The 21715-nt window shown below is 72.0% G+C and carries 21 protein-coding genes; 13 read left to right on the top strand and 8 right to left on the bottom strand.

What is annotated here, in order from left to right:
* Window positions 1-615: 615 nt before the first annotated feature.
* Window positions 616-1716, top strand: a complete 1101-nt coding sequence (locus ACIRR9_RS18260) for an alpha/beta fold hydrolase (protein WP_403752528.1) — start codon at window positions 616-618, stop codon at window positions 1714-1716.
* A gap of 1 nt (window position 1717) precedes the next feature.
* Window positions 1718-4039, top strand: coding sequence for an FAD-dependent oxidoreductase (locus ACIRR9_RS18255; RefSeq protein ID WP_403752525.1), 2322 nt, complete (start codon window positions 1718-1720; stop codon window positions 4037-4039).
* A 55-nt stretch (window positions 4040-4094) separates the two neighbouring features.
* Here ACIRR9_RS18255 and ACIRR9_RS18250 read toward each other — a convergent pair whose 3' ends face one another.
* Together ACIRR9_RS18250 and ACIRR9_RS18245 are read right to left on the bottom strand one after the other, a co-directional pair.
* Window positions 4095-4301, bottom strand: coding sequence for a hypothetical protein (locus tag ACIRR9_RS18250; protein WP_403752523.1), 207 nt, complete (start codon window positions 4299-4301; stop codon window positions 4095-4097).
* 558 nt (window positions 4302-4859) lie between these two features.
* Window positions 4860-5300: an ATP-binding protein gene (locus ACIRR9_RS18245; protein WP_365339311.1), complete on the bottom strand. Its 441-nt coding sequence runs from the start codon at window positions 5298-5300 to the stop codon at window positions 4860-4862.
* Between the two features lie 236 nt (window positions 5301-5536).
* Here ACIRR9_RS18245 and ACIRR9_RS18240 point away from each other — a divergent pair, with 236 nt between their 5' ends.
* From ACIRR9_RS18240 to ACIRR9_RS18230, 3 genes are read left to right on the top strand one after another with little or no spacing between them, the layout of a single operon-like run.
* On the top strand, window positions 5537-6412 hold the full coding sequence (locus tag ACIRR9_RS18240; RefSeq protein ID WP_403752519.1) for a helix-turn-helix domain-containing protein: 876 nt from the start codon (window positions 5537-5539) through the stop codon (window positions 6410-6412).
* The gene (locus ACIRR9_RS18235) at window positions 6409-6669 is read left to right on the top strand and encodes a DUF397 domain-containing protein (RefSeq protein ID WP_351704161.1); all 261 of its coding nucleotides are present in this window, start codon (window positions 6409-6411) and stop codon (window positions 6667-6669) included. The genes ACIRR9_RS18240 and ACIRR9_RS18235 overlap by 4 nt, the downstream gene beginning before the upstream one ends.
* A 48-nt stretch (window positions 6670-6717) precedes the next feature.
* Window positions 6718-7524 carry an SAM-dependent methyltransferase gene (locus tag ACIRR9_RS18230; protein ID WP_403752516.1) on the top strand — a complete coding sequence of 269 codons (807 nt, stop codon included), beginning with the start codon at window positions 6718-6720 and terminating at the stop codon, window positions 7522-7524.
* Between the two features lie 56 nt (window positions 7525-7580).
* Here ACIRR9_RS18230 and ACIRR9_RS18225 read toward each other — a convergent pair whose 3' ends face one another.
* A complete protein-coding gene (locus ACIRR9_RS18225; protein ID WP_403752513.1) occupies window positions 7581-8438 on the bottom strand; it encodes a chitosanase in 858 nt (285 codons plus the stop codon).
* Between the two features lie 209 nt (window positions 8439-8647).
* Between ACIRR9_RS18225 and ACIRR9_RS18220 the strand changes: the two genes are divergently transcribed.
* From ACIRR9_RS18220 to ACIRR9_RS18195, 6 genes are read left to right on the top strand one after another with little or no spacing between them, the layout of a single operon-like run.
* Window positions 8648-9607, top strand: a complete 960-nt coding sequence (locus ACIRR9_RS18220; protein WP_403752510.1) for an STM4015 family protein — start codon at window positions 8648-8650, stop codon at window positions 9605-9607.
* Window positions 9608-9618: 11 nt separating this feature from the next.
* Entirely contained in the window at window positions 9619-10788 is a 1170-nt protein-coding gene (locus ACIRR9_RS18215) for an STM4014 family protein (RefSeq protein ID WP_403752507.1), read from the top strand.
* 37 nt (window positions 10789-10825) lie between these two features.
* A complete protein-coding gene (locus ACIRR9_RS18210; protein WP_403753067.1) occupies window positions 10826-11641 on the top strand; it encodes an STM4013/SEN3800 family hydrolase in 816 nt (271 codons plus the stop codon).
* A complete protein-coding gene (locus ACIRR9_RS18205) occupies window positions 11638-12975 on the top strand; it encodes an STM4012 family radical SAM protein (protein ID WP_403752504.1) in 1338 nt (445 codons plus the stop codon). The genes ACIRR9_RS18210 and ACIRR9_RS18205 overlap by 4 nt, the downstream gene beginning before the upstream one ends.
* A gap of 10 nt (window positions 12976-12985) precedes the next feature.
* Window positions 12986-13837: an STM4011 family radical SAM protein gene (locus tag ACIRR9_RS18200; protein ID WP_403752501.1), complete on the top strand. Its 852-nt coding sequence runs from the start codon at window positions 12986-12988 to the stop codon at window positions 13835-13837.
* A 50-nt stretch (window positions 13838-13887) separates the two neighbouring features.
* The gene (locus ACIRR9_RS18195) at window positions 13888-14235 is read left to right on the top strand and encodes a tetratricopeptide repeat protein (RefSeq protein WP_403752498.1); all 348 of its coding nucleotides are present in this window, start codon (window positions 13888-13890) and stop codon (window positions 14233-14235) included.
* A gap of 38 nt (window positions 14236-14273) precedes the next feature.
* On the opposite strand, the gene ACIRR9_RS18190 is transcribed toward ACIRR9_RS18195, so the two are convergent.
* Window positions 14274-14690: a BlaI/MecI/CopY family transcriptional regulator gene (locus ACIRR9_RS18190; RefSeq protein WP_403752495.1), complete on the bottom strand. Its 417-nt coding sequence runs from the start codon at window positions 14688-14690 to the stop codon at window positions 14274-14276.
* Window positions 14691-14750: 60 nt separating this feature from the next.
* Window positions 14751-16199, bottom strand: coding sequence for a PepSY-associated TM helix domain-containing protein (locus ACIRR9_RS18185; protein WP_403752492.1), 1449 nt, complete (start codon window positions 16197-16199; stop codon window positions 14751-14753).
* A gap of 124 nt (window positions 16200-16323) precedes the next feature.
* Here ACIRR9_RS18185 and ACIRR9_RS18180 point away from each other — a divergent pair, with 124 nt between their 5' ends.
* Complete coding sequence (locus ACIRR9_RS18180) at window positions 16324-16968, top strand: peptide deformylase (RefSeq protein ID WP_403752489.1); 645 nt, start codon at window positions 16324-16326, stop codon at window positions 16966-16968.
* Between the two features lie 121 nt (window positions 16969-17089).
* Here the strand turns inward: ACIRR9_RS18180 and ACIRR9_RS18175 are convergent, their stop codons facing one another.
* Complete coding sequence (locus tag ACIRR9_RS18175; protein WP_403752486.1) at window positions 17090-18517, bottom strand: dihydrolipoyl dehydrogenase family protein; 1428 nt, start codon at window positions 18515-18517, stop codon at window positions 17090-17092.
* A gap of 135 nt (window positions 18518-18652) precedes the next feature.
* Between ACIRR9_RS18175 and trxA the strand changes: the two genes are divergently transcribed.
* Window positions 18653-19033: a thioredoxin gene (gene trxA / locus ACIRR9_RS18170; RefSeq protein WP_403752483.1), complete on the top strand. Its 381-nt coding sequence runs from the start codon at window positions 18653-18655 to the stop codon at window positions 19031-19033.
* A gap of 16 nt (window positions 19034-19049) precedes the next feature.
* On the opposite strand, the gene ACIRR9_RS18165 is transcribed toward trxA, so the two are convergent.
* Together ACIRR9_RS18165 and ACIRR9_RS18160 are read right to left on the bottom strand one after the other, a co-directional pair.
* Window positions 19050-20504, bottom strand: a complete 1455-nt coding sequence (locus tag ACIRR9_RS18165; protein ID WP_403752480.1) for a benzaldehyde dehydrogenase — start codon at window positions 20502-20504, stop codon at window positions 19050-19052.
* Window positions 20505-20629: 125 nt separating this feature from the next.
* Window positions 20630-21676, bottom strand: a complete 1047-nt coding sequence (locus ACIRR9_RS18160) for a LacI family DNA-binding transcriptional regulator (protein WP_403752477.1) — start codon at window positions 21674-21676, stop codon at window positions 20630-20632.
* Window positions 21677-21715 lie beyond the last annotated feature (39 nt).

Genomic DNA, 21715 nt, shown 5'->3' with positions numbered 1-21715 from the left:
ACGAACCGGCGGATTCAGTCTGTCCAGATGAGGACATGCCTGCCACTTTTGTCGGTGCCCTGGCCGCGTGCCGGGAACGACGTGTCGGGCCGTATCCCCGGGGGTTCACGCCGGGACGGGAGCGCGCCCATCACTCGTACGGCGGTCCCCCGTCCGGCAGCCCACGGCTCCGGTGAAGTCGCGACACGCGCCCGCGCACCCGGCCGTTCATACGGACCCGCACTTCACGTCCGGTCCGGAAGCGCCGCCGGTCCCGGTCCGGGCGCGGTCCGCGAAGGCGGCGGGAGCCGGCTGCACTCCCCGGCCGCCCGGACGGCGGCCGCGGTCCTCCGGTGGCCGGGCGGTCCGCCCGGGGCCGGGTCGAAGGGTGTGTGATGCGCCGGGGTCGGCGGTGTGCCGGACGCACCCGTGCCCGCCGGAGCGAACCGAGCCGCCCTGGGCACCAACTCGACTGGGCCTCAGGGCATTTCGCTCTTCACACGAAATCACCGGACTCGACACGATCACGGCACAACGGCGCTACCTGAAATCCTTCCGCCACGACATCCTTGTCATCGAGGGGATCGACGGAAACGACGGGATCGACGGATCGAGGACGTCGGAGGATGCGCGGACATGCAGCGAAGGATTCCCAGGTACACGCCGGCCGGTGTGGCGGACGCCGCGGTGACCACTCACCCGTTCACGACCGAGGACGGCCTGGGTCTGTGTCTCACCCGGTTCCGGCGGTTCGACTGCGACGACGTGGTGGTCCTGCTGCACGGGCTCACCGCGTCCAGTGACCTCTTCATCATGCCCGAGCACCGGAACATGGCCGGCTACCTGCTGGACAACGGCTTCGGCGACGTCTGGACGCTCGACATGCGGATGAGCAACAGGTTCCCGTACAACACCGAACCCCATCGGCACACCCTCGACGACGTCGCGCTGTACGACTACCCGGCGGCGCTGGCCGAGTTGCGCCGGCACATCGGCGACCGGCGCGTCCATGTCGTCGCGCACTGCCTTGGATCGATGACCTTCCTGATGAGCCTGTTCGGGGACGTCGTACGGAACATCGCCAGCGTGGTGGTCAACGCCGTCGGCCTGATGATGCACGTACCGACCTGGTCGCGGTGGAAGCTCGACTACGGCAGGGAACTGATCGAGCGGGTGATCGGGCTCTCCCACCTCGATCCGCGGTTCGACCGGGCGCCCGCCCTCACCCGGGGCCGGGCCCTGGCACGGCTGGTGTCGCTGGCCCACCCAGAATGCGACAACCCCGCCTGCCACATGGTGAGTTTCATGTGGGGCAGCGGCTGGCCGGCGCTGTACAGCCACGCCAACCTCGACCCGGTCACCCATGACCGCATCGCCGATCTCCTGGGCCCGACCGGACTGCAGTACCACCGGCACATCCGGAAGATCGTGCGGGCCGGCCGCGCCGTGAAGTACGACAGCACCGCGCCCCGCCATGCCTCGCTGCCGGACGACTACCTCGCCAACGCCGAGGAGGCGGAGACGCCCGTGCTGTTCCTCACCGGGGACCACAACAACGTGTTCGGCGACTCGTGTGTGCGCTGCCATCGTGAACTCACGGCCCGCTCCCGGCACCCCGACCGGTACGAACTGTATGTGGCCCCCGGCTACGGCTACTTGGACTGCATCATCGGCAAGAACGCGCACCTCGACGTGTTTCCGCACGTTCTCGACTTCCTCAGGCGCAGGGCGGTCTGAGATGACGCGGCACATCGCGCCCCGCGAGCATGTCGACGTCGTGGTGATCGGCTCCGGCTTCGGCGGTGCCGTCGCCGCGTACCGGCTGGCCCGGGCCGGGAAGTCGGTGGTGGTGCTGGAGCGCGGTCGCGCCCATCCGCCCGGAGGCTTCCCGCGCACTCCCGCCGAACTCGGCCGGTCGCTGTGGGATCCGCGAGCGGGGCTGCACGGCCTGTTCGAGGTGTGGAGCTTCGACCGCTTCGACTCCGTGGTCGCCAGCGGCCTGGGCGGCGGGTCACTGATCTACGCCAATGTCCTGCTCCGCAAGGACGAGCGCTGGTTCGCCGAACAACGGCCGCTGCCGCAGGGCGGATTCGAGGCCTGGCCGGTCGGCCGCGCCGATCTAGACCCCCACTACACCGCGGTGGAGGAGATGCTCGGCGCCACCCCGTACCCCCTGGACCACCCCGGCTACGCCGACACCCCGAGGGCGCATGCGATGCACGACGCGGCGCGGCTGCTCGGCCTGGAGGTCCGGCGGCCGCCGCTCGGGGTGAGCTTCGCACCAAAACCCGGTGCCGAGCCGAGCCCCGGCCGGCCGCTCGCCGAGCCGCCGGACGGCAATCTGCACGGCGCCGCCCGGACCACCTGCCGACTGTGCGGCGAGTGCAACCTCGGCTGCAACGAAGGCGCCAAGAACAGCCTCGATCTCACCTATCTGTCCGCTGCCCGACGGCACGGCGCGGATCTGCGCACAGGACACGAAGCCACCCTCCTGCGCCCCCTCGACGCAGGCGGTTACGCGGTCGACCACATCCGGCACCACCCCGACGACGACGGCCGGAACGCCGGGCATGCGGCCACGATCGACTGCGACCGGCTGGTCCTGGCCGCGGGCACCTACAACACCGTCCGTCTCCTGCTGCGCTCCCGCCGGCACCTGACCGCGCTGAGTCCGGCGGTCGGCACCCGGTTCTCCACCAACGGCGACCACCTCGCCTTCGTCCTCCGGGCCGGGCAGGGCCACGGTGGGCGACCGCTGCTCCCGCATCGCGGCCCGGTGATCACCAGCTCCGTCCGGCTGCCCGGCGAACTCGACGGCGTCGACGGTGCCGGGCGCGGCGCGTACATCCAGGACGCCGGTTATCCGGCCTTCGTGGAGTGGCTCGTGGAGGGGGCCCGGGTGCCCGGCGCCCTCACCCGGACCGCGCGGTTCGTACTCGGCCGGCTCCTGGACCGCGCGGCCGGGGCGCCGGATCCCCGGCTTTCCGGGGCGGTCTCCGAACTGCTCGGCCGGGGTGCGCTGTCCAGCACCTCGATGCCGCTGCTGGGCATGGGCAGGGATGTCCCCGACGGTGAACTGCGGCTGCGCAACGGCAGGCTCGACGCCACCTGGACCGCGCAGGGCAGCGCCGCGCACTTCGAGGCGCTGCGCGCGGCGATGAAGCAGGTCGCACAGGCGCTGGGGGCGGGATACGCCGACCATCCGCTCTGGCGCCGCGGGCGGGCGATGACCGTGCACCCCCTCGGCGGCGCCCCGATGGGACGGCACCCGGCCACCGCGGTGTGCGACTCCCACGGCGAGGTCTTCGGCCACCCCGGTCTGTACATCGCGGACGGCTCGGTACTGCCCGGTTCCGTAGGGGTGAACCCCTCCCTCACCATCGCCGCCCTGTCCGACCGGCTGAGCACCCGGCTGCTGGAGCACCCTCCCGCCACCCCGCATCGCGTGCCGCGCCCGACGAGCACCTACCCGGCACGGACCACGGTGCAGTTCACCGAGGAGATGCACGGCTTCTGCGCACCGGGGTCGGCCGATCCGCTCACGGCGCACCGCAGCGGCCGGCGTGAGCCCCTTTCCTTCCGGCTGACCGTCACCGCCGACGACGTGGACCGCTTCCTCGACGAGCCGGACCACACCGCCCGCGTCGACGGCTGGATCGACAGCCCCTGTCTGGGCGGGCGCCGCCCCGTGCCACGGGGCACCTTCACCCTGTTCGACGAGGACGCACCGGCCCTGCGCTACCGGCTGTACACCACGGACGCGGAGGGCCGGAGCCGCACCCTCGCCGGGCACAAGGTCATCTCCCGCGGGGCGCCGGTCCGGGTCTGGTCCGACACGATGGTCCTGCCGTTCCGGCTGCTGCACGGCCATACCGCGGATGACGACGACCTGCGTACACAGGTCCTCGGTGCGGGCGTCGTGCGGCTGCGCCCCGTCGACCTGGCCCGGATGCTCACGACCTTCCGGACGACCGGCCCCTCAGGCCCGGCGGCCCTGGCCCGCTTCGGGCAGTTCTTCCTCGGCAGCCTGTGGAGTCACTACCTCCTGCCCGGCTCCTGACCGGCGCAGTGCGCTCCGGCGCAGTTCACCCCGCCACGGTTCACCCCGCCACGGTTCACCCGGCCGCGGTCCAGGCCTTCGGCCCGAGGCCGCGCCACTCGATCAGGTCCGGGTCGTCGACCGTCGTGTCGGTCTCGGGCAGGCCGGCTCTGCGCAGGAACTCGACGACGTCGAGCAGGTGATACGCGGTGCCGACGTACTCTCCACGGATCATGACCCGTCTGCCGCCGTCGGGCTCCGGCGGCTGCACGATCACAGGCACGCCTTCCATAGTTATGTGGTGCCCCGGGCGGAGCGGCTCATGCGGCCCGCGCGGGCCCCTGTCCGTCATGGGCGAGGCCCCGTCCGCCACGCCGTCACGCGCCAACAGCCGCCGTACGCGGCGGACGGGAGGCGATCGTCGGCGGATCTACGCGGGTCACTCCGGCGTCGCCGGGCACGTGCGTCTTTTGCCGCCCGACCGCACCTTCACGCACCGGATACGCGACCTTCGCGATGTGCACGCTTTCGGGCACTCTGCGTATCCGCCGTGCCGCCCTGGGGAGACGCCCACGCGCGTGCCTCCCAGCCTCCCGCCCTTGCCGTGCAGGCGCCGGCCCCATACAGAAGAAGCCGAACCTGGGGGTGTGGCGCAGGCCGTGCTGACGGCGGCGCCCGGCCTGCCGCCACCTCGGCGGTGCGGTCGCCCCTCCCCCAAGGGACGACCGCACCCACCCGGGCCGACGCCGTCCCCGCGGTTTCCCCGCGGGGACGGTCCGGGCGAGCCCCCCATGCCCGCCCGACCGGCACCCTGGAAGCCCCCTGGGTGCCCGGCGCCGTGTCAGGCTGTCAATGTGGCCCAGACCGCATGGCCGCTGGTGAGCCTTGAGCGGTCCACGCCCCAGGAGTCGGCGAGCTGCTCGACGAGCAGCAGTCCCCGCCCGCCCTCGTCGTCGGGGCCGGGCTCGCGCCGGAGCAGGCTCCGCCGCGAGTAGTCGTGGTCGTGGACCTCGAGCCGCAGACAGCCATCGGCGATGAGGCCCATGCCGCACAGGATGCGGACGCTGAACGTGTGGCGGACGGCGTTGGTGGCCAGCTCGGACACGAGCAGCACCGCGTCCTCGCACAGCTCGCCGGGCAGCCCCCACCCGCTCAGCCGCTCCCGCATGGAGCGGCGGGCCACTCTCACGCTGGAGCGGTGCGAGGGCAGCTCGATCCAATGGGACTGGTCGGGGTCGACTACGTCCAACAGGTCGCGGTGGGAAGTCGCGTGGGGGGACACGATGGTTGCCTTCCGTGAGGCGGGCGCGGCGGTGAGCAGGCAGAGCTGAACAACATCCCTGCGGGGATCGGACGTTGTTCGTGGTCGTGCACGCGAATTGCTCAAGTAACTATGCGCGCACCCAAGTTCAACCTGCAACCGGCTCCCTGATAATTTCAGAATGCCGGTGTCGGTGTGGTCGCTTCATCAAGTGCCTGTCACACTCGTCGTGGTGATAGTCCCTCAGGAGGTAGGGCGTGAGCGAAGGCCGGTCGAACACGGGCAGCAGCAGTGCGCCCACCGTGCTGCGCATGATCCTGGGCCGCAGGCTCCAGGAGCGGCGCCAGGAAGCGGGCGTGTCACTGGAGGACGCTGCGCGGGCGCTTCGGGTCGCCCCGCTGACCATCCGCCGGCTGGAGAAGGCGGAGGTCGCGCTCAAGCCCCTCTACGTGGAGAAACTCCTCGAGACCTACGGCGCCGACCGGCAGGAGACGGAGGAGTTCGTCGCCTTCGCCGAGCGCGCCAACGAGCCCGGCTGGTGGCACACCTACCGCGATGTGCTGCCCACCTGGTTCAGCGCCTATGTGAGCCTGGAGACCGGGGCGAAGACCCTGCGCACCTACGAGCCGCACTACGTCACGGGGCTGCTGCAGACCCGCGAGTACGCGCGTGCCGTGCTCGGCGGCGGTTTCCCGAACGACGGTGACGAGGAGCTGGACCGGCGTGTGGACCTGCGGTTGCGCCGTCAGGACCTGCTGGACAGGCCGGACGCGCCCACGCTGTGGGTGGTCATGGAGGAGGCCGTCCTGCACCGGGTGGTCGGCGGTCCCGAGGTGATGCGGGCCCAGATCGAACGGCTCCTGGAGGTCATGGAGCTGGACCATGTCAGCGTCGACGTCGTCCCGTTCACCGCCGGTGCCCATGTGGGGGCGTGCGCCCCGTTCACGTACTTCCGTTTCGAGGAGCCCGAGCTTCCGGACGTCGTCTACAGCGAGATCCTCTCCGGGGCCATGTACCTCGACCAGCGCTCCGACGTCGTGGCCCATCTCGAGGCGCACAACCGCATGTCCCTGCTGACCTCCGACGCGCAGAGCAGGGGTCTGCTGAACCACATGCGCAAGGAGTACGCATGACCATCATCGACGGCAGTGCCCACGACGTGTACAACGGCATGCCCGCATCGGACCTCGGTGAGCAGGGCTGGGAGTCTCCCTGGAGCGGTCCCAACGGGGGCCAGTGCGTACAGACCAAGCAACTCGCCGACGGCCGGGTGGCGCTGCGCCAGTCGACCGATCCGGCCGGACCCGCGCTGATCTACACCCCCGAGGAGATCACGGCGTTCGTCGCCGGGGTCAAACGGGGCCTCGCCGACCATCTGACCACCGGCTGATTCCTCTCTCCTTCCTCCCTCCCCCACGCACCCACCGAAAGGGACACGATGACCACCTCGCACGCGGCGCGGGACATCGACACCAGCAGGCCCCACTCCGCCCGTATGTACGACTACTACCTGGGCGGCAAGGACCACTTCGACATCGACACGAAGGCCGCCGAGACCGTGGCGTCCGCCTACCCGGGCATCTTCGTCTGCGCCCGGGAGAACCGTGCCTTCATGCACCGCGCCACCCGGGTCCTCGCCCGGGAGCACGGGATCCGGCAGTGGCTCGACATCGGCACCGGCATCCCCACCGAGCCGAACCTGCACCAGGTGGCCCAGTCCGTGGTCCCCGAGGCACGGGTGGTGTACGCGGACAACGACCCGCTCGTCCTCAAGTACGCCGAGCGCCTGATGCGCAGCACGGCGCAGGGCCGCACCACCTACATAGAGGCGGACGTCAACGACCCGCAGTCGCTGCTGGACGCCCCCGAGCTGGCCGAGGTGCTGGACCTGGACCGGCCGGTGGCGCTGTCCCTGAACGCCCTGATGCACTTCGTCACGGATGCCCAGGACCCGTACGGCATCGTCTCGCGGCTGCTGGACGTGCTCCCCTCGGGCAGTGCGCTGGCCCTGAGCCACTGCACGCCCGACTTCGACCCGTCGACCTGGCAGAAGGTCACCGACATCTACAACAACGCCGGGACGCCGGTGCAGTTCCGCTCGCGCGAGGACGTGGCGCGCTTCTTCGACGGGCTGGAGCTGCTCGACCCGGGCGTCTCGGTCGGCCACCGCTGGCGCCCGGACGCCGAACCGACCGCCACCGACGCGGAGGTCAGCCTGTGGACCGGGGTGGGCATCAAGCCGTAGCGCACCCGGGCTGTCGTACCGCACGGTGAGGTGACGGTACGACAGCCCCGGGCCGGTCAGCCGATGTGGTAGCTGTCCCCGTACACCTTCCAGTCCAGCGGGGTGTTCAGGCACAGGTTGCCCTTGCGCAGGAAGACCCGCTGCTCGGTGTCGACCCTGGTGGTGTCGCTGTGCGCCTCCTCCTGTTTCATGGCCCAGACACGGGCGTCGAGGAAGGCGTTGAGGTACGTCGTCTCGTTGCCGCCCTGCGCCGGCGGCTTCGCCTTCGCGAGCGCGCGCTTGCGTATGTTGCGGAAGCTGGTGGGGTCGTCGCCGTCGCCGTGCATGACGATGGCGTCGTAGTAGGTGAACTGGCCCAGCGTGCCGAGCCCGTCCGTCTTGCCCTGGCTGACGGCCGGGTTGAAGTACACGCGGTCGCGCTCGTCGTTCTGCGCCTGCTGGAACGCGGTGTCCTGGGCCGCCTTGCGCCAGTCCGAGGGGAAGTTCGGGTCGAGGCCGGAGTGGGAGTCGGTGCCGTTGACCCGGCGCAGCGCCGGCAGGTACTTGGCGAGCACGTTGCCGGGCTTGCGGTCGGTGTAGAGCTGGACGAGGTCGAGCATGTCACCGGTGCCGGAGCAGAACCCGATGATCCCGGCGGTGTAGCCGCGGCCGTCGCCGATGTCCTCGATGTACTTGTACTGCGCCTTCCAGTCGAGCGAGGAGTTCTCCGCGCTCGACACCAGCTTCATGGCGATCTCCTTCTTCACCGGGTCGTCGAGGCCGACACAGCTCGCGGCTGTCGAGGCGGCGGCATGTGCGGGGCGGAGCAGCACGGCTCCCGCTCCGGCCGCGGACACGCCGAGCAGAGCGAGCAGGGTGCGGCGGGAGGTCAGGACGGGGGCGGGGTTCGTCGCGGCGTCGTTCGGATGCCTCATGGGGGCTCCAGAAGGTGGTGGGGGGTGGATCGCTGCTACTGATAGGAAGGTTTCCTACCAGTGATGACCGGAGTTGTGTACCCGTCACACAGAAAGTTCGTAGGGTCGAACAAGAGGGGATTCACCGGCCGGACGTCGCGTTGTCAGTGCCGCTTGGTACAACTGCGATCATCACCGAGCGCCCTCGAACGCGTCCCAGGAGCAGCCGTATGACCGTCAATCAGCACCTCTCCACCCTCTACGGGCTGCCCGCGTACGTCTTTCCCGGTCCCGGAGCGCCGACGGACGACCTGCCCGACGCCGACTCGGTAGCCTGGCGGATCACCAGTGATGTCTACGACGCCGACGAGGACTGGACCGACGCGTTCGCCCGCTTCCTCACCGCCGTCGACACCACCCGGGTCCGGGCACTGATAGTCGGCGCCTGGCAGGAGGCGTACGACACCGATCCGTCCCCCGTCATCGAGGCGCTGCTGGCCGCGCGCGACCGGCTCCCGGCGCTGCGCGCGCTGTTCCTGGGCGACATGGTGATGGAGGAGTGCGAGATCTCCTGGATCAACCAGAGCGATGTCACCCAGCTGCTCGAAGGGTTCCCGGAACTGGCGGAGTTCGGGGTGCGCGGCGGCTCGGGGCTGGGCTTCACCGGGCTGCGGCACACCGGACTGCGCCGGCTGACCATGGAGGCCGGCGGGCTGCCCGCCGCGGTGGTGCGCGGGGTGGGGGCCAGTGACCTGCCCGCCCTGGAGTACCTTGACCTGTGGCTGGGCACCCCGGACTACGGCGGCGACAGCGCGGTGGCCGACCTGGCGGGCATCCTGTCCGGCGAGAGGCTGCCGGGGCTGCGTCATCTGGCGCTGCGCAACAGCGAGATGCAGGACGACGTCGCGGCCGCCGTGGCCGACTCCCCGGTCCTCGACCGCCTGGAGGTGCTGGACCTGTCCATGGGCGTCCTCACCGACGACGGCGCCACGGCGCTCCTGGACGGCCGCCCTCTCACCCACCTCAAGAAGCTCGACCTGCACCACAATTACCTCACCGAGCCGCTCCAGGACCGGGTCCGCGCGACCCTGATACCCGCCGGTGTCGAGGTGGACCTCGACCGCGACGACGCCGACGAGGACAAGGACGACGACGGCACGGTGTGGCGGTACGTCGCCGTGGGCGAGTGACGGACGTACCCATGGGCTCAAGCGACGGTCGTGCGTCGACGTCTGCGGCAGGCGCGCGGTTCGCGGTCGTCGGCAACCCCGAGAACCGTCGCGTCACCCTCTTCGCGGACGCGGTCCGGGCCGCCGGACTTCCCGGGCCACGCTTGGTCGCCTGGCAGGACGTACTGCGCGACGGCGGGGCCGGGTTCGGCGCCGGGGAGATCGTCCGGATCGACTCGCCCGGGGAGAACGCGGAGGTCGACCGGCTGCTGCGGGGCGAGGGCGAGCCGACCCGGGTGGCGGGCTCGGCGCGCTGGTACGCCGGGTTCGTCACCGCGCTGGGCACCCTGCGCGGCGGCCTGCGCCTCGACGACCCGGACGACCTGGCCGTGCTCTTCGACAAGCGCCGCTGCCACGCCGTCCTCGACGCGGCCGGGGTACCGGTGCCCGCCTCGCCCACCTCGGGTCCCGGGGCGGCGCCGGTGCACGGCTGGGACGACGTGCGGGCGCTGATGCGGGAGCACCGGATGCCCCGGCTGTTCGTCAAGCCCGCGCACGGCTCGTCCGCGTCCGGCGTGCTCGCGGTGGAGTCGGCGGGCGGCGGGCGGATCCGGGCGACCACCTCGGTGGAGCGCGCGGCCGACGGCGCACTGCACAACTCCCTCAAGGTGCGCCGCTACGACCGGGAGCCGGAGATCGCGGCGATCGTCGACGCGCTCGCGCCGGACGGACTCCATCTGGAGCGCTGGCTGCCGAAGGCCGCCCAGCAGGGACGGGCCGCCGATCTGCGGGTCGTCGTGGTCGGCGGCCGGGCCACGCATGCCGTCGTCCGCACCAGCCGCTCCCCGCTGACCAACCTGCACCTCGGCGGCAGCCGGGGGGACCTGGACGCGGCCCGGCAGGCGGTCGAAGCGGCCGGGGCCCGCTGGTCCGACGTGCTCGGCGTGTGCGAGCGGGCCGCCGCCTGCTTCCCGCGCACCCTGTGCGTCGGCGTCGACCTGCTCCCGGCCGTCGACTGGCGCCGGGCGGCCGTCGGCGAGGTGAACGCCTTCGGCGATCTGCTGCCCCGCCTCACCGGCCTGCCCGGCAGCGGTGCGGAGGGTCTGGACACCTATGCCGCCCAAGTCCGCGCCGCCCTGCACCACTTTGCTCCCCAGTACCCAGAAGGAACCCCGCATGCCCTCGCCCGCCCCGGCCGCTGAGCCGGACATGAACGAGCCGGACCTGACCGAGCCGGACATGAACGAGGTGGTCGGCAGCCACGACCTGCTGCTCGTCACCCTCGACACCCTGCGCCACGACGTCGCCGTGGAACTCGCCGCCGAGGGCCGTCTGCCCCACCTCGCCCGCCATCTGCCCGGCGGCGGCTGGGAGAAGCGGCATGCCCCGGGCAGCTTCACCTACGCCTCCCACCAGGCGATCTTCGCGGGCTTCCTGCCGACCCCGGCCGCCCCCGGCCCGCACCCCCGTCTGTTCGCGGCGAGCTTCGCGGGCAGCGAGACCACGGCCACCGGCACCTTCGTCTACGACACCCCGGACCTGGTCTCAGGTCTGGCCGAGGCCGGCTACCGCACCGTGTGCATCGGCGGTGTCGGCTTCTTCAACAAGCGGGGCCCGCTGGGCTCCGTCCTGCCCGGGATGTTCGACGAGGCGCACTGGGAGCCGGAGTTCGGCGTCACCTCGCCCCACTCCTTCGAGAACCAGGTGGCCCGCGCTGAGCAGATCGTGCGCGAACTCCCTCACGAACAGCGGCTGTTCCTCTTTGTCAACGTCTCCGCCCTGCACCAGCCCAACTGGTTCCATCTGCCGGGCGCGACCCGCGAGGCGGGCGACAGCCGGGCCACCCATGCCGCCGCCCTGGAGTACGTGGACCGGCACATCGGCCGCCTGTTCGCCGCCGCGAGCAGCAGGCGCCGCTGCTTCGCGATCGTCTGCTCCGACCACGGCACCGCCTACGGCGACGACGGCTACACCGGCCACCGCCTCGGCCACGAGTCCGTGTGGACCGTGCCGTACGCCCACTTCTTCCTGGACCCGGCGGAGGCCGCCCGATGACCACCGCGACCGCGGCAAGCCCCTACCAGAGCTATGTCTACGCCTACCCCCACAAGACCGCCTACCGCCGGCTGCCCGACCGCCCCGCGCTGGGCCACCTGTGGGCCGCCGAGCCGAAGAACGCCCTCTCCCTCTATCTCCACATCCCGTTCTGCGAGGTCCGCTGCGGCTTCTGCAACCTCTTCACCCGCATCGGCGCCCCCGACGACCTGACCGGCGCCTACCTGGACGCCCTGGAGCGCCAGGCGACCGCCGTGCGCGAGGCCCTCGGGGACACGGGCGACGTACGGTTCGCCACGGCGGCCTTCGGCGGCGGCACCCCCACCTTCCTCACCGCCGCCGAACTGACCCGGCTGTGCGACATCGCCGAGGACCGGATGGGCGCCGACCTGCGCGCCGTACCGCTGTCCGTGGAGGCCTCGCCCGCCACCGCGACCGCCGACCGGCTCACCGTCCTCGCCGAGCGCGGCACCACCCGGCTCAGCCTCGGCGTGCAGAGCTTCGTCGACTCCGAGGCGCGGGCGGCCGTACGCCCGCAGCGCCGTGCCGATGTGGAGGCCGCGCTGGCCCGGGTCCGCGAGGCCCGTATCCCCGTCCTCAACATCGACCTGATCTACGGCATCGACGGGCAGACGGAGGAGACCTGGCTGCGCTCGCTGGACGCGGCCCTCGCCTGGCACCCGGAGGAGCTGTACCTCTACCCGCTCTACGTCCGCCCCCTGACCGGACTCGGCCGCCGCGCCGCCGCGGACCCCGACCCGGCCTGGGACGCCCAGCGGCTGCGCCTCTACCGGACCGGCCGCGACCACCTTCTCGCCCACGGCTACACCCAGCAGTCGATGCGCATGTTCCGTCGCGCCGACGCCCCGCCGCAGGGCGCCGACGACTACGCCTGCCAGACCGACGGCATGATCGGACTGGGCTGCGGTGCCCGGTCGTACACGTCGGGGCTGCACTACTCGTTCGACTACGCCGTGGACATGCACGAGATACGCGGGATCATCGACGACTACGTCTCCCGCCCGGCCGGGGACTTCGGGTACGCCGAGATCGGCCGCCGTATCGACGCCGACGAGGCGCGGCGCCGGCATCTCCTGCAGTCCCTGCTCCAGGCGGAGGGGCTGCGCCACGACGACTACCGGTCCCGCTTCGGTGCCGCCCCGGCCGACCACTTCGGCCCGGAGCTCGGCCGATTCGCCGACCGCGGCTGGCTGACCGACGACGGCACCGTCCTCCGGCTCACCCCCGAGGGGCTTGCCCACTCCGACGCGATCGGCCCCGTCCTCTTCTCCCCCGCGGTCCGGGCCGCCATGGCCGGCTACGAGCGGAAGTGACTACCCGGCCATGGACCTGACCCTGCTCTACCGGGGCCCACTCGCCTCCTGCGACTACGACTGCCCCTACTGCCCGTTCGCCAAGCGGCGCGACACCGTGGACCAACTCCGCGCGGACCGTGCCGCGTTGACCCGCTTCGCGGACTGGGCGGCCGATCGGACGGAGGACCGCCTCTCGATCCTGTTCACACCGTGGGGCGAGGGCCTGGTCCGCTCCTGGTACCGGCGCACCCTCGCCGAGCTGTCCCGTCTCCCGCACATCCGGCGGGTGGCGATCCAGACCAACCTCAGCTGCCGCACCGACTGGCTGGCGGACGCCGACCCGGCCACGCTCGCCCTGTGGTGCACGTACCACCCGGGCCAGACCCCCTACGACCGGTTCCTCGGCAAGTGCCGCGACCTCTCCGACCGGGGTGTCCGCTTCAGCGTGGGGATCGTCGGCCTCCCCGAGCACCTGGAAGCGGCCCGCCGGCTGCGCGCGGACCTGCCCGAGCACGTCTACCTCTGGGTCAACGCGGCCGAGGGCCACACCTACACCGATCCGGAGGCCGGCCTGTGGACGGCCCTCGACCCGCTCTTCCCGTACAGCCGCCATCCGCACGCCAGCGCGGGGCTGCCCTGCCGGACCGGTGAGTCGGTCGTCTCCGTGGACGGCGAGGGCACGGTCCGCCGCTGCCACTTCGTGCCCGCTCCGCTCGGCAACCTGTACGACGGCTCCTACCGTGCCGCCCTGCGCCCCCGCGCCTGCCCGCTGACCAGCTGCGACTGTCATATCGGCTATGTCCACCTGGAGACGCTGCCGCTGTACGACGTGTTCGCGGGCGGGGTCCTGGAGCGCATCCCGGCACCCCTGACGGAGTAGTGGAATATTCAACTACACCGGTCTGTTGACGGCGTCGAAGGAGGTCACGAGTGGACACGACGTACTACGAGCAGGGAACCGCCGCCGAGCGCTGGGACCGTGCTCAGCTGTTCTTCGACGCCAAGGACTACGCGGGCGCCGCGCGGGTGCTCGCCGGGCTGGTCGAGGAGGTGCCGGAGCAGACCGGACCCCGGCTGCTGCTGGCGCGTTCCTACTACCACTCGGCCCAACTGCAGCGCGCGGAGGCCGAGTTGCGCGAGATCGTCAAGCGCGACCCGGTGGAGCACTACGCCCGGCTGATGCTGGGCCGCACGCTCCAGCGGCAGGCCCGGCACGACGAGGCCGAGCCTCATCTGCGGATCGCCTCGGCGCTGGCGGGGGACTTCCCCGAGGAATGAGCGACGGTCACCGAGGGCCCCTGGTCTTCCAGGGGCCCTCAGTCGTGCGTACCGCTCCGGTCCGCGGGCGAGGTGTCCCGGGCGTTGGCCGGCCCCGGCCCGGCGTCCTCCAGCAGGGCCCGCAGCACCCGCTCGTCACCGGGCGGCAGGGCGGTCACGAAGCTCGCCAGGACGGCCTCGCGGTCCCGCTCGCCGTCGAGGAGCCGGCGCATCCGCAGGGCGGCGAGCCGGGCCACATCGGCGGTCGGCGTCCACAGGAAGGAGCGGCCCTGCCGTTCCCTGGCGACGACGTCCTTGGCGAGCAGCCGGGTCAGGATGGTCACCACGGTGGTGTAGGCGAGGTCGCCGCCGAGCCGCTGCTGCACCCAGGCCGCGCTGACGGGACCGTCGGCCTCGCTCAGCGCGCCGAGCACCTGCCCCTCCAGCTCCCCCTGCCCGCGCCGGACCCGCGCCATGGTCCCGTCTCCCTCCGGCGTAGGCGTGTCGTTCCACGCCCGTCTGCGTGTCTCACCACGCTACTTCACGCCGGCCCGGCCCCCGTACGTCCGCCGTCCCCGGCGGTGCGCGATCTCGCCGAGCACGATGTCGACGGCGAGGAAGGCGGCCAGGGGGATCCCTAGCAGCGGCACGAAGTAGCCCAGCACCGCGATCAGCGCCATCGCCGGGACCAGAAGGTACGGCGGGACCTCCGCCCAGGCCCCGCGCGGGATCGGCCGGCCGAAGGCGGAGCCGCGGCCACGCTGCCACCACATGCGGTAGCCCCACAGGATCAGCAGGATCAGGGAGAGCGCGAGCAGGGCCAGCGCGACCTGGTTGACGATGCCGAAGAGGATGCCGGTGTGCAGGTCGATGCCCCAGCGGGTGAGTTTGGCGAGGACCGGATAGTCGGCGAACCGCAGCACGTCGGTCACCTTGCCGGTGGCCGGGTCGACGGCGACGGCGTCCTGCTTCTCGGGCCAGCTGCGCTGGACCTGCTTGACGACGTACGTGCTGTTCGCGTCGGCGGGCGGGACGATCTCGACGGGGTCGCCCAGCCCCTCGGCGCGGGCGGCGGCCAGCACCTTGTCCAGGCCGACCCCGTGTTCGGCGTCGCCACCGGTCATGGACGCCATGTCGTGGCCCGCGTGCTCGCCGCCGCTCGCGGCCGCCGACACGGACGGGGTGGCCTGGCCGAGGGAGGTGCGCAGCTCGTCGATGTTGGCACCGGCGTAGGTGGACCAGGTCAGACCGGTCGCCGACAGGAAGACGAACCCGGCGGCGGCCCAGACGCCGACGCTGCCGTGCAGGCCGAGCGTGCGCCGCCGCCCGCTGGTGCCGCGCACCTTGCGCAGCGCCCGCCGCCGCGAGAACCACAGCACCAGGCCGCCGCCCGAGATCACCCACAGCCAGCTGGCCGCGAACTCGCTGTAGAGCCGGCCGGTGTCGCCGAGGTGGAGATCGCGGTGGAGCTCGTCGATCCAGGTGCGCAGCGGCAGCGCGCCGGTGGAGCCGTACTGTTCGAGTGCTCCGCGCACCTTGCCGGTGTACGGGTCGACGAACACGGCGAGGGTGTGGTCCGGGTCGACGCCCTTCACCCCCGACAGCAGCACCCTGGTGGTCGCGTCCGCCTGCGGAGCGGGCCGTATCGCGGAGATGGTCCCCTCGGGGTGGGCCTTGCGCGCCGCGGCGACCTGCTCGGAGACCGGCAGCTCGGTCCTGCCCACCGGGACGGTCAGCTCATGGGCGTACATGAGCTTCTCGGCCTGGAAGGAGAGGGCGTACAACAGGCCGGTGACGGCGGCGACCAGCAGGAAGGGGGCGACCAGGACGCCGGCGTAGAAGTGCAGGCGCAGGACGAGGGGGCGCAGCGGGGCCCAGCGGCTCGGGGGTGCGGCCGGGACGGTGGGCTGCGGGGCCTCATCCGATGGGGGTCCCCCCGATCGAGCGGAGCCGAGATCGGGGGAGGCCGAGGGGGCGGTGGACATCGGCGGGGTTCTCCAAGGACTCGTGGCTGAGCGGTGACGGTCCAGTAGTCGGAGGGGGCGGGGACCGAGTTCCCGGCAGTCGAAGTGACCCGCGTCACACTCGCGGTCATGGGATGCTGGCGCAATGGCATCACCCAGCGATCGCGCACCCCTTGTCGAGCGGGTCGAGGAACTCCTCGCCGTCGACGGCCCGTTGCCCATCGTCGCGGCCGGCGACCCGGTCCTGCGCCGTGGAACCGAGCCGTACGACGGCCAGTTGGGCCCCGAGCTGCTGGCCCGCTTCATCGAGGCGCTGCGCGTCACCATGCACGCGGCACCCGGCGTGGGCCTGGCCGCGCCCCAGGTGGGCGTCCCGCTCCGGATCGCGGTCATCGAGGATCCGGCACCGGTACCGGAGGAGGTGGCGGTGGCCCGCGGCCGGGTCCCACAGCCCTTCCGGGTACTGGTCAACCCGGCCTACGAGCCCGTCGGCCCCGCCCGCGCCGCCTTCTTCGAGGGCTGCCTGAGCGTGCCGGGCTGGCAGGCGGTGGTGGCCCGGCACGCCGAGGTCCGCCTGCGCGGCCAGGACGAACACGGCCACGCGGTCGACGAGTTGTTCATGGGGTGGCCGGCCCGAATCGTCCAGCACGAGACCGACCACCTCGACGGCATGCTCTACCTGGACCGGGCGGAGCTGCGGTCACTGTCGTCGAACGAGGAGATGGTCCGCCGCTGGACCCAGCCGACTCCTACGACAGCCGCAGCGGACCTGGGCTTCGAACTGCCCTGATCGCACAGCGCCCCGCCAGGGGCGCTGGGGTTACCCCCGGCCGAAGGCCGGGGGAGGAACTGCGCGACAAGCCCCCACCGGCCCGCAGCCGACCACGCGCCCAGCCACCCCCTTCTCCGTCCTACCCCCGGTACGCCTCAAGCAGCCGCAACCACACCTCACTCAAAGTCGGATAAGACGGCACCGCATGCCACAACCGGCTGATCGGTACCTCCCCGGCGACCGCGATCGTCGCCGAGTGGATCAGCTCGCCGACACCGGGGCCGACGAAGGTGACCCCGCGCAGGGTCTCGGAGTCCAGGTCGACGACCATGCGGGCGCGGCCCTTGTACCCGTCGGCGTACAGTCCGGCCCCCGCGACCGAGGAGAACTCGACGTCGACGGCCCGCACCCGGTGGCCGGCCTGCTCCGCCTCCGCGAGGGAGAGTCCGACGGCCGCCGCCTCCGGTTCGGTGAACACGACCTGCGGTACGGCGCCGTGGTCTGCGGTAGCCACGTGCGCACCCCAGGGCGCGTCCAGCAACGGCGTGCCCGCCGCGCGCGCGGCGATCGCGGCGCCCGCGATCCGGGCCTGGTACTTGCCCTGGTGGGTGAGGAGGGCCCGGTGGTTGACGTCCCCGACGGCGTAGAGCCAGTCGGTGCCCTCGACCAGGAGGGTGTCGTCGACCGACAGCCAGGAGCCCGGTTCCAGATCGACCGTGTCGAGACCGATGTCGTCGGTGTGCGGGACGCGCCCCGTGGCGAAGAGGATCTCGTCGGCCTCGATCCGGTCGCCGCTGTCGGTCACGGCCACGACGGTGCCGTTCTCGCGGGTCACCGACCGGACGGACGTGCCGGTGCGGACGTCCACGCCGGCCTCCGTGAGCGCCTCGGCGACGAGTTCGCCGGCGAACGGCTCCATGCGGTTGAGCAGGCCCTTGCCGCGGACCAGGAGGGTGACCCGGGAGCCCAGGGCCTGCCAGGCGGTGGCCATTTCGGTGGCGACGACACCGCCGCCGATGACGATCAGCCGTCCAGGTGCCTCCTGGGCGCTGGTGGCCTCGCGGCTGGTCCAGGGCTTGACCTCGGCGAGTCCCGGCAGGTCGGGCAGCTGGGCGCGGGTGCCGGTGGACACGGCTACCGCGTGCCGGGCGGTGAGGGTGGTCAGGGTGCCGTCGGGGCCGGTCACGGTGACCGTACGGGGTCCGGCGAGGCGGCCGTGGCCGCGGTAGAGGTCGGCGTGGATGCCGTCCAGCCAGGCGACCTGGCCGTCGTCCTTCCAGTTCGAGGTGAAGTAGTTGCGGCGGGCGAGGACCGCGGGGGTGTCGAGCGGGCCCTGGACCGCCTGGGCCAGGCCGGGCAGGCGGCGGGCGTCGGCCTGGGCGATGACCGGGCGCAGCAGGGCCTTGCTGGGCATGCACGCCCAGTACGAGCATTCGCCGCCGACGAGCTCGCTCTCCACTACCGCGGTGGTGAGACCGGCCGCACGGGTGCGGTCGGCCACGTTCTCCCCCACGGGCCCGGCCCCGAGCACCACGACGTCGTAAGCGATGGATTCCGTTTCCGTCATGGGGCCAGTCTTGCGGTTCGTGTGCGCTCGGGCCACACGGGTATGGGGGCGGAATACCTGCCCGGTCGGACATGTTGTCGCCAGCGGTTTCGCCCCGCACCGGGACGCCCCCACATCAGGAAGAGGGAAGCACGCATGAGCAGCACCGTGGAGCTCACCAAGGAGAACTTCGACCAGACGGTCACCGAGAACGAGTTCGTCCTCATCGACTTCTGGGCGGCCTGGTGCGGCCCGTGCCGTATGTTCGCCCCGGTCTACGAGAAGGCCGCCGAGGCCAACCCCGACCTGGTGTTCGGCAAGGTGGACACCGAGGCCCAGCCGGAGCTGGCCCAGGCCTTCGGCATCCAGTCGATCCCGACCCTGATGATCGTCCGCGACCAGGTCGCCGTGTTCGCCCAGCCGGGCGCCCTGCCGGAGGCGGCCCTGACGGACGTCATCGGCCAGGCGCGCAAGCTGGACATGGACGAGGTCCGCAAGAGCATCGCCGAGCAGCAGGGCAGCGCCCAGGGCGAGTGACCCCTTCCGGCGGAGCTCAGAAGGGGTACTGCGCCGCGTCCCCGCGTACGGTCGTCCAGCGCACGTCCGTGAACGCCTCCAGGTTGGACTCGCCGCCGAACCGGGCCCCGGTGCCGGAGGCGGCGACTCCGCCGAAGGGCGCCACGGCCTCGTCGTTCACGGTCTGGTCGTTGATGTGGACGATGCCGGTCGGGATGCGTTCGGCGAGGTCGAGTCCGCGTGCCGTGTCGCGGGTGACGATGCCGAGGGAGAGACCGTAGGAGCTGTCGGCCGCGAGGGCGGCGGCCTCGTCCGCGTCGGCGAAGGCACGGACCGGTGCGACCGGTCCGAACACCTCCTCCGCGTAGGCGGGCGTGCGGTCGTCGACGCCGGTCAGGACCGTGGGCCGGTAGAAGAGGTCCTCGTGGGTGCCGCCGGCGGCGAGTCGGGCGCCTTGGGCCGTGCTCGACTCCACCAGGCCGTGGATCTTGGCGAGTTGGCCGGCGTCGATGATCGGGCCGAGGTGGACCTGGTCGCGGAACGGGTCGCCGACGGCGAGCGAGTCGGCCTTGGCGGCGAGGCGTTCGGCGTACTCCGCCGCCAGGGAGTGGTGGACCAGGTGCCGTCCGGTGGTCATACAGATCTGGCCCTGGTGGAAGAAGGACCCCCAGGCGGCCGTGGAGATCACCGCGTCGAGGTCGGCGTCCTCCAGGACGATCAGGGCGGAGTTGCCGCCGAGTTCGAGATGGGCCCGCTTCAGATGGCGGCCCGCGGCCTCACCGACGGCGCGGCCGGCCGCCGTCGAACCGGTGAAGGAGATGACCGGCACCTGCGGGTCCTCGACCAGGGCGGCTCCCACGTCGGCGCCACCGGGCAGTACGTGCAGCAGCCCCTCGGGCAGCCCGGCCTCGGCGAACACGGCGGCCAGGGAGAGCCCGCCGCAGACTGCGGTGCGCGGATCCGGCTTCAGGACGACCCCGTTGCCCAGGGCGAGGGCGGGCGCGACCGAGCGTATGGACAGGATCAGCGGCGCGTTGAACGGCGCGATCACGCCGACGACACCGACCGGGACCCGGCGGGTGTACGACAGCCGGGGCGCCTCACTGGGCAGGACCTGGCCGGCCGGACGGGAGGCGAGGGCGGCGGCCTCGTAGCACTCCTGGGCGGCGACGTGCAGTTCGAAGTCCGCCTTGCCGGGTATGGAGCCGGACTCGCGGACGATCCACTCGCGCAGTTCGTCGGCGTGCTCCGTGAACAAGTCGCCCGCCTTGCGCAGGACTTGAGCCCGGACGAAGTGGGGCGTCCGGGCCCAGTCGCGCTGTGCCGCGCGGGCGGCCGAGGCGGCCGGGGAGACATCGGCGGGGGCGGCGAGGGTGACGGTGCCGAGCGTGTTGCCGGTGGCGGGCTCGGTGACGGCGTACCGGGGGCCGGACAGGGGCCCGGTCTGTGAAATCTTCGGGTCCTGCCAGGTCTTCGGGTCGAGCAGCGGCATGACGGGCTCTCCGATCGATCACCGGGGTTGCGCGGCCCACGGCGCACCCATGAGCCGTTTGGTTGAGCGCGCAACATCCTAGCCAGGGGGCCCGGAAAAGCACCGCCCCCGACCAGGGTGACCCATCAACTGGAGTCGCGCTGCACCACCGAGGCGCCCAGTACCTTGTGCGTCTCCGGTTCGCAGCCGGTGTCGCGGACCGCGCGGTCGACCAGTTCGGCGAGGTCGCGGCCGGACGGCAGGTCGATGTGGACGGTGGAGAGCCGGGGCCGCAGCAGCCGGCCGAGCATCAGGTCGTCGGCGCCGACCACGGCGATGTCCTCGGGGATGCGCACCCCCTCGTCCTGGAGCGCGCGCATTAACAGCATCGCGTACTCGTCGTTGTAGGCGAACACCGCGTCGATCCCCAACGTCCGCCAGCGCGCCGCGAGTTCGGCCGCGGACTGCTCCGTGAGGGCGAGTGGCAGCTCGGTCACGGTGGCGCCGGTGCCGCGCAGGGCCGCGCGGACGCCTTCGACGCGGGGCCGGGAGTAGGTCTCCAGGCCGGAGCCCTCGGGCACGACCACGCCGATCCGGCGCCGGCCGCGGGCGTGGAGATGGGCGCCCGCACAGTGGCCGACGGCGTCGTGGTCCATCAGCAGGGCATGGGCTCCCTCCACCCGCTCGGGGCCGAAGGTGACGACGGCGCGGGCACCGGCCCGCTTGAGGACGGCGACACCCTCGGGACCGAGCTCGGCGCCGGGGACCAGTACGGCGACGGGCCTCAACTCGGCCCAGGCGCGGGCGGCTTCGTCACCGCGCAGGCCCGCGGTGCCGTACTGGACGACCGTGTAGTCGAGGCGGCTGAGGGCCCACTGGAGGTCGTTGAGGAACTGCGCGTACAGCAGGCCCATCGGGATGGCCGGGGCGGACATCAGGACCATCCGGCTGTGTCCGGCACGCAGGCTGCGGGCGGCCGCGTGGGGGACGTATCCGAGTTCCTTCGCGGCCTGGCGGACGCGGCGGCGGGTGGGCTCACTGATCCGTACGGCGCTGGTGTTGTTGAGGACGTAGGAGACGGTCGCGCGGGAGACGCCGGCCAGACGGGCCACATCGGCGCTCGTGGGGATCGAGCGCGGTGTCGGCGACGCCGCCGAGGGCGGTTTCGGTATCTGCACCATGACGTACCGCATCTTGGCAGAAGGCTGGGGAGGGGGGACCGGCGGGGCAAG

This window comes from Streptomyces sp. NPDC101234 (genome assembly GCF_044767525.1).
GTDB lineage: Bacteria > Actinomycetota > Actinomycetes > Streptomycetales > Streptomycetaceae > Streptomyces > Streptomyces sasae.
This window is presented reverse-complemented; position numbering and strand designations above follow the sequence as displayed.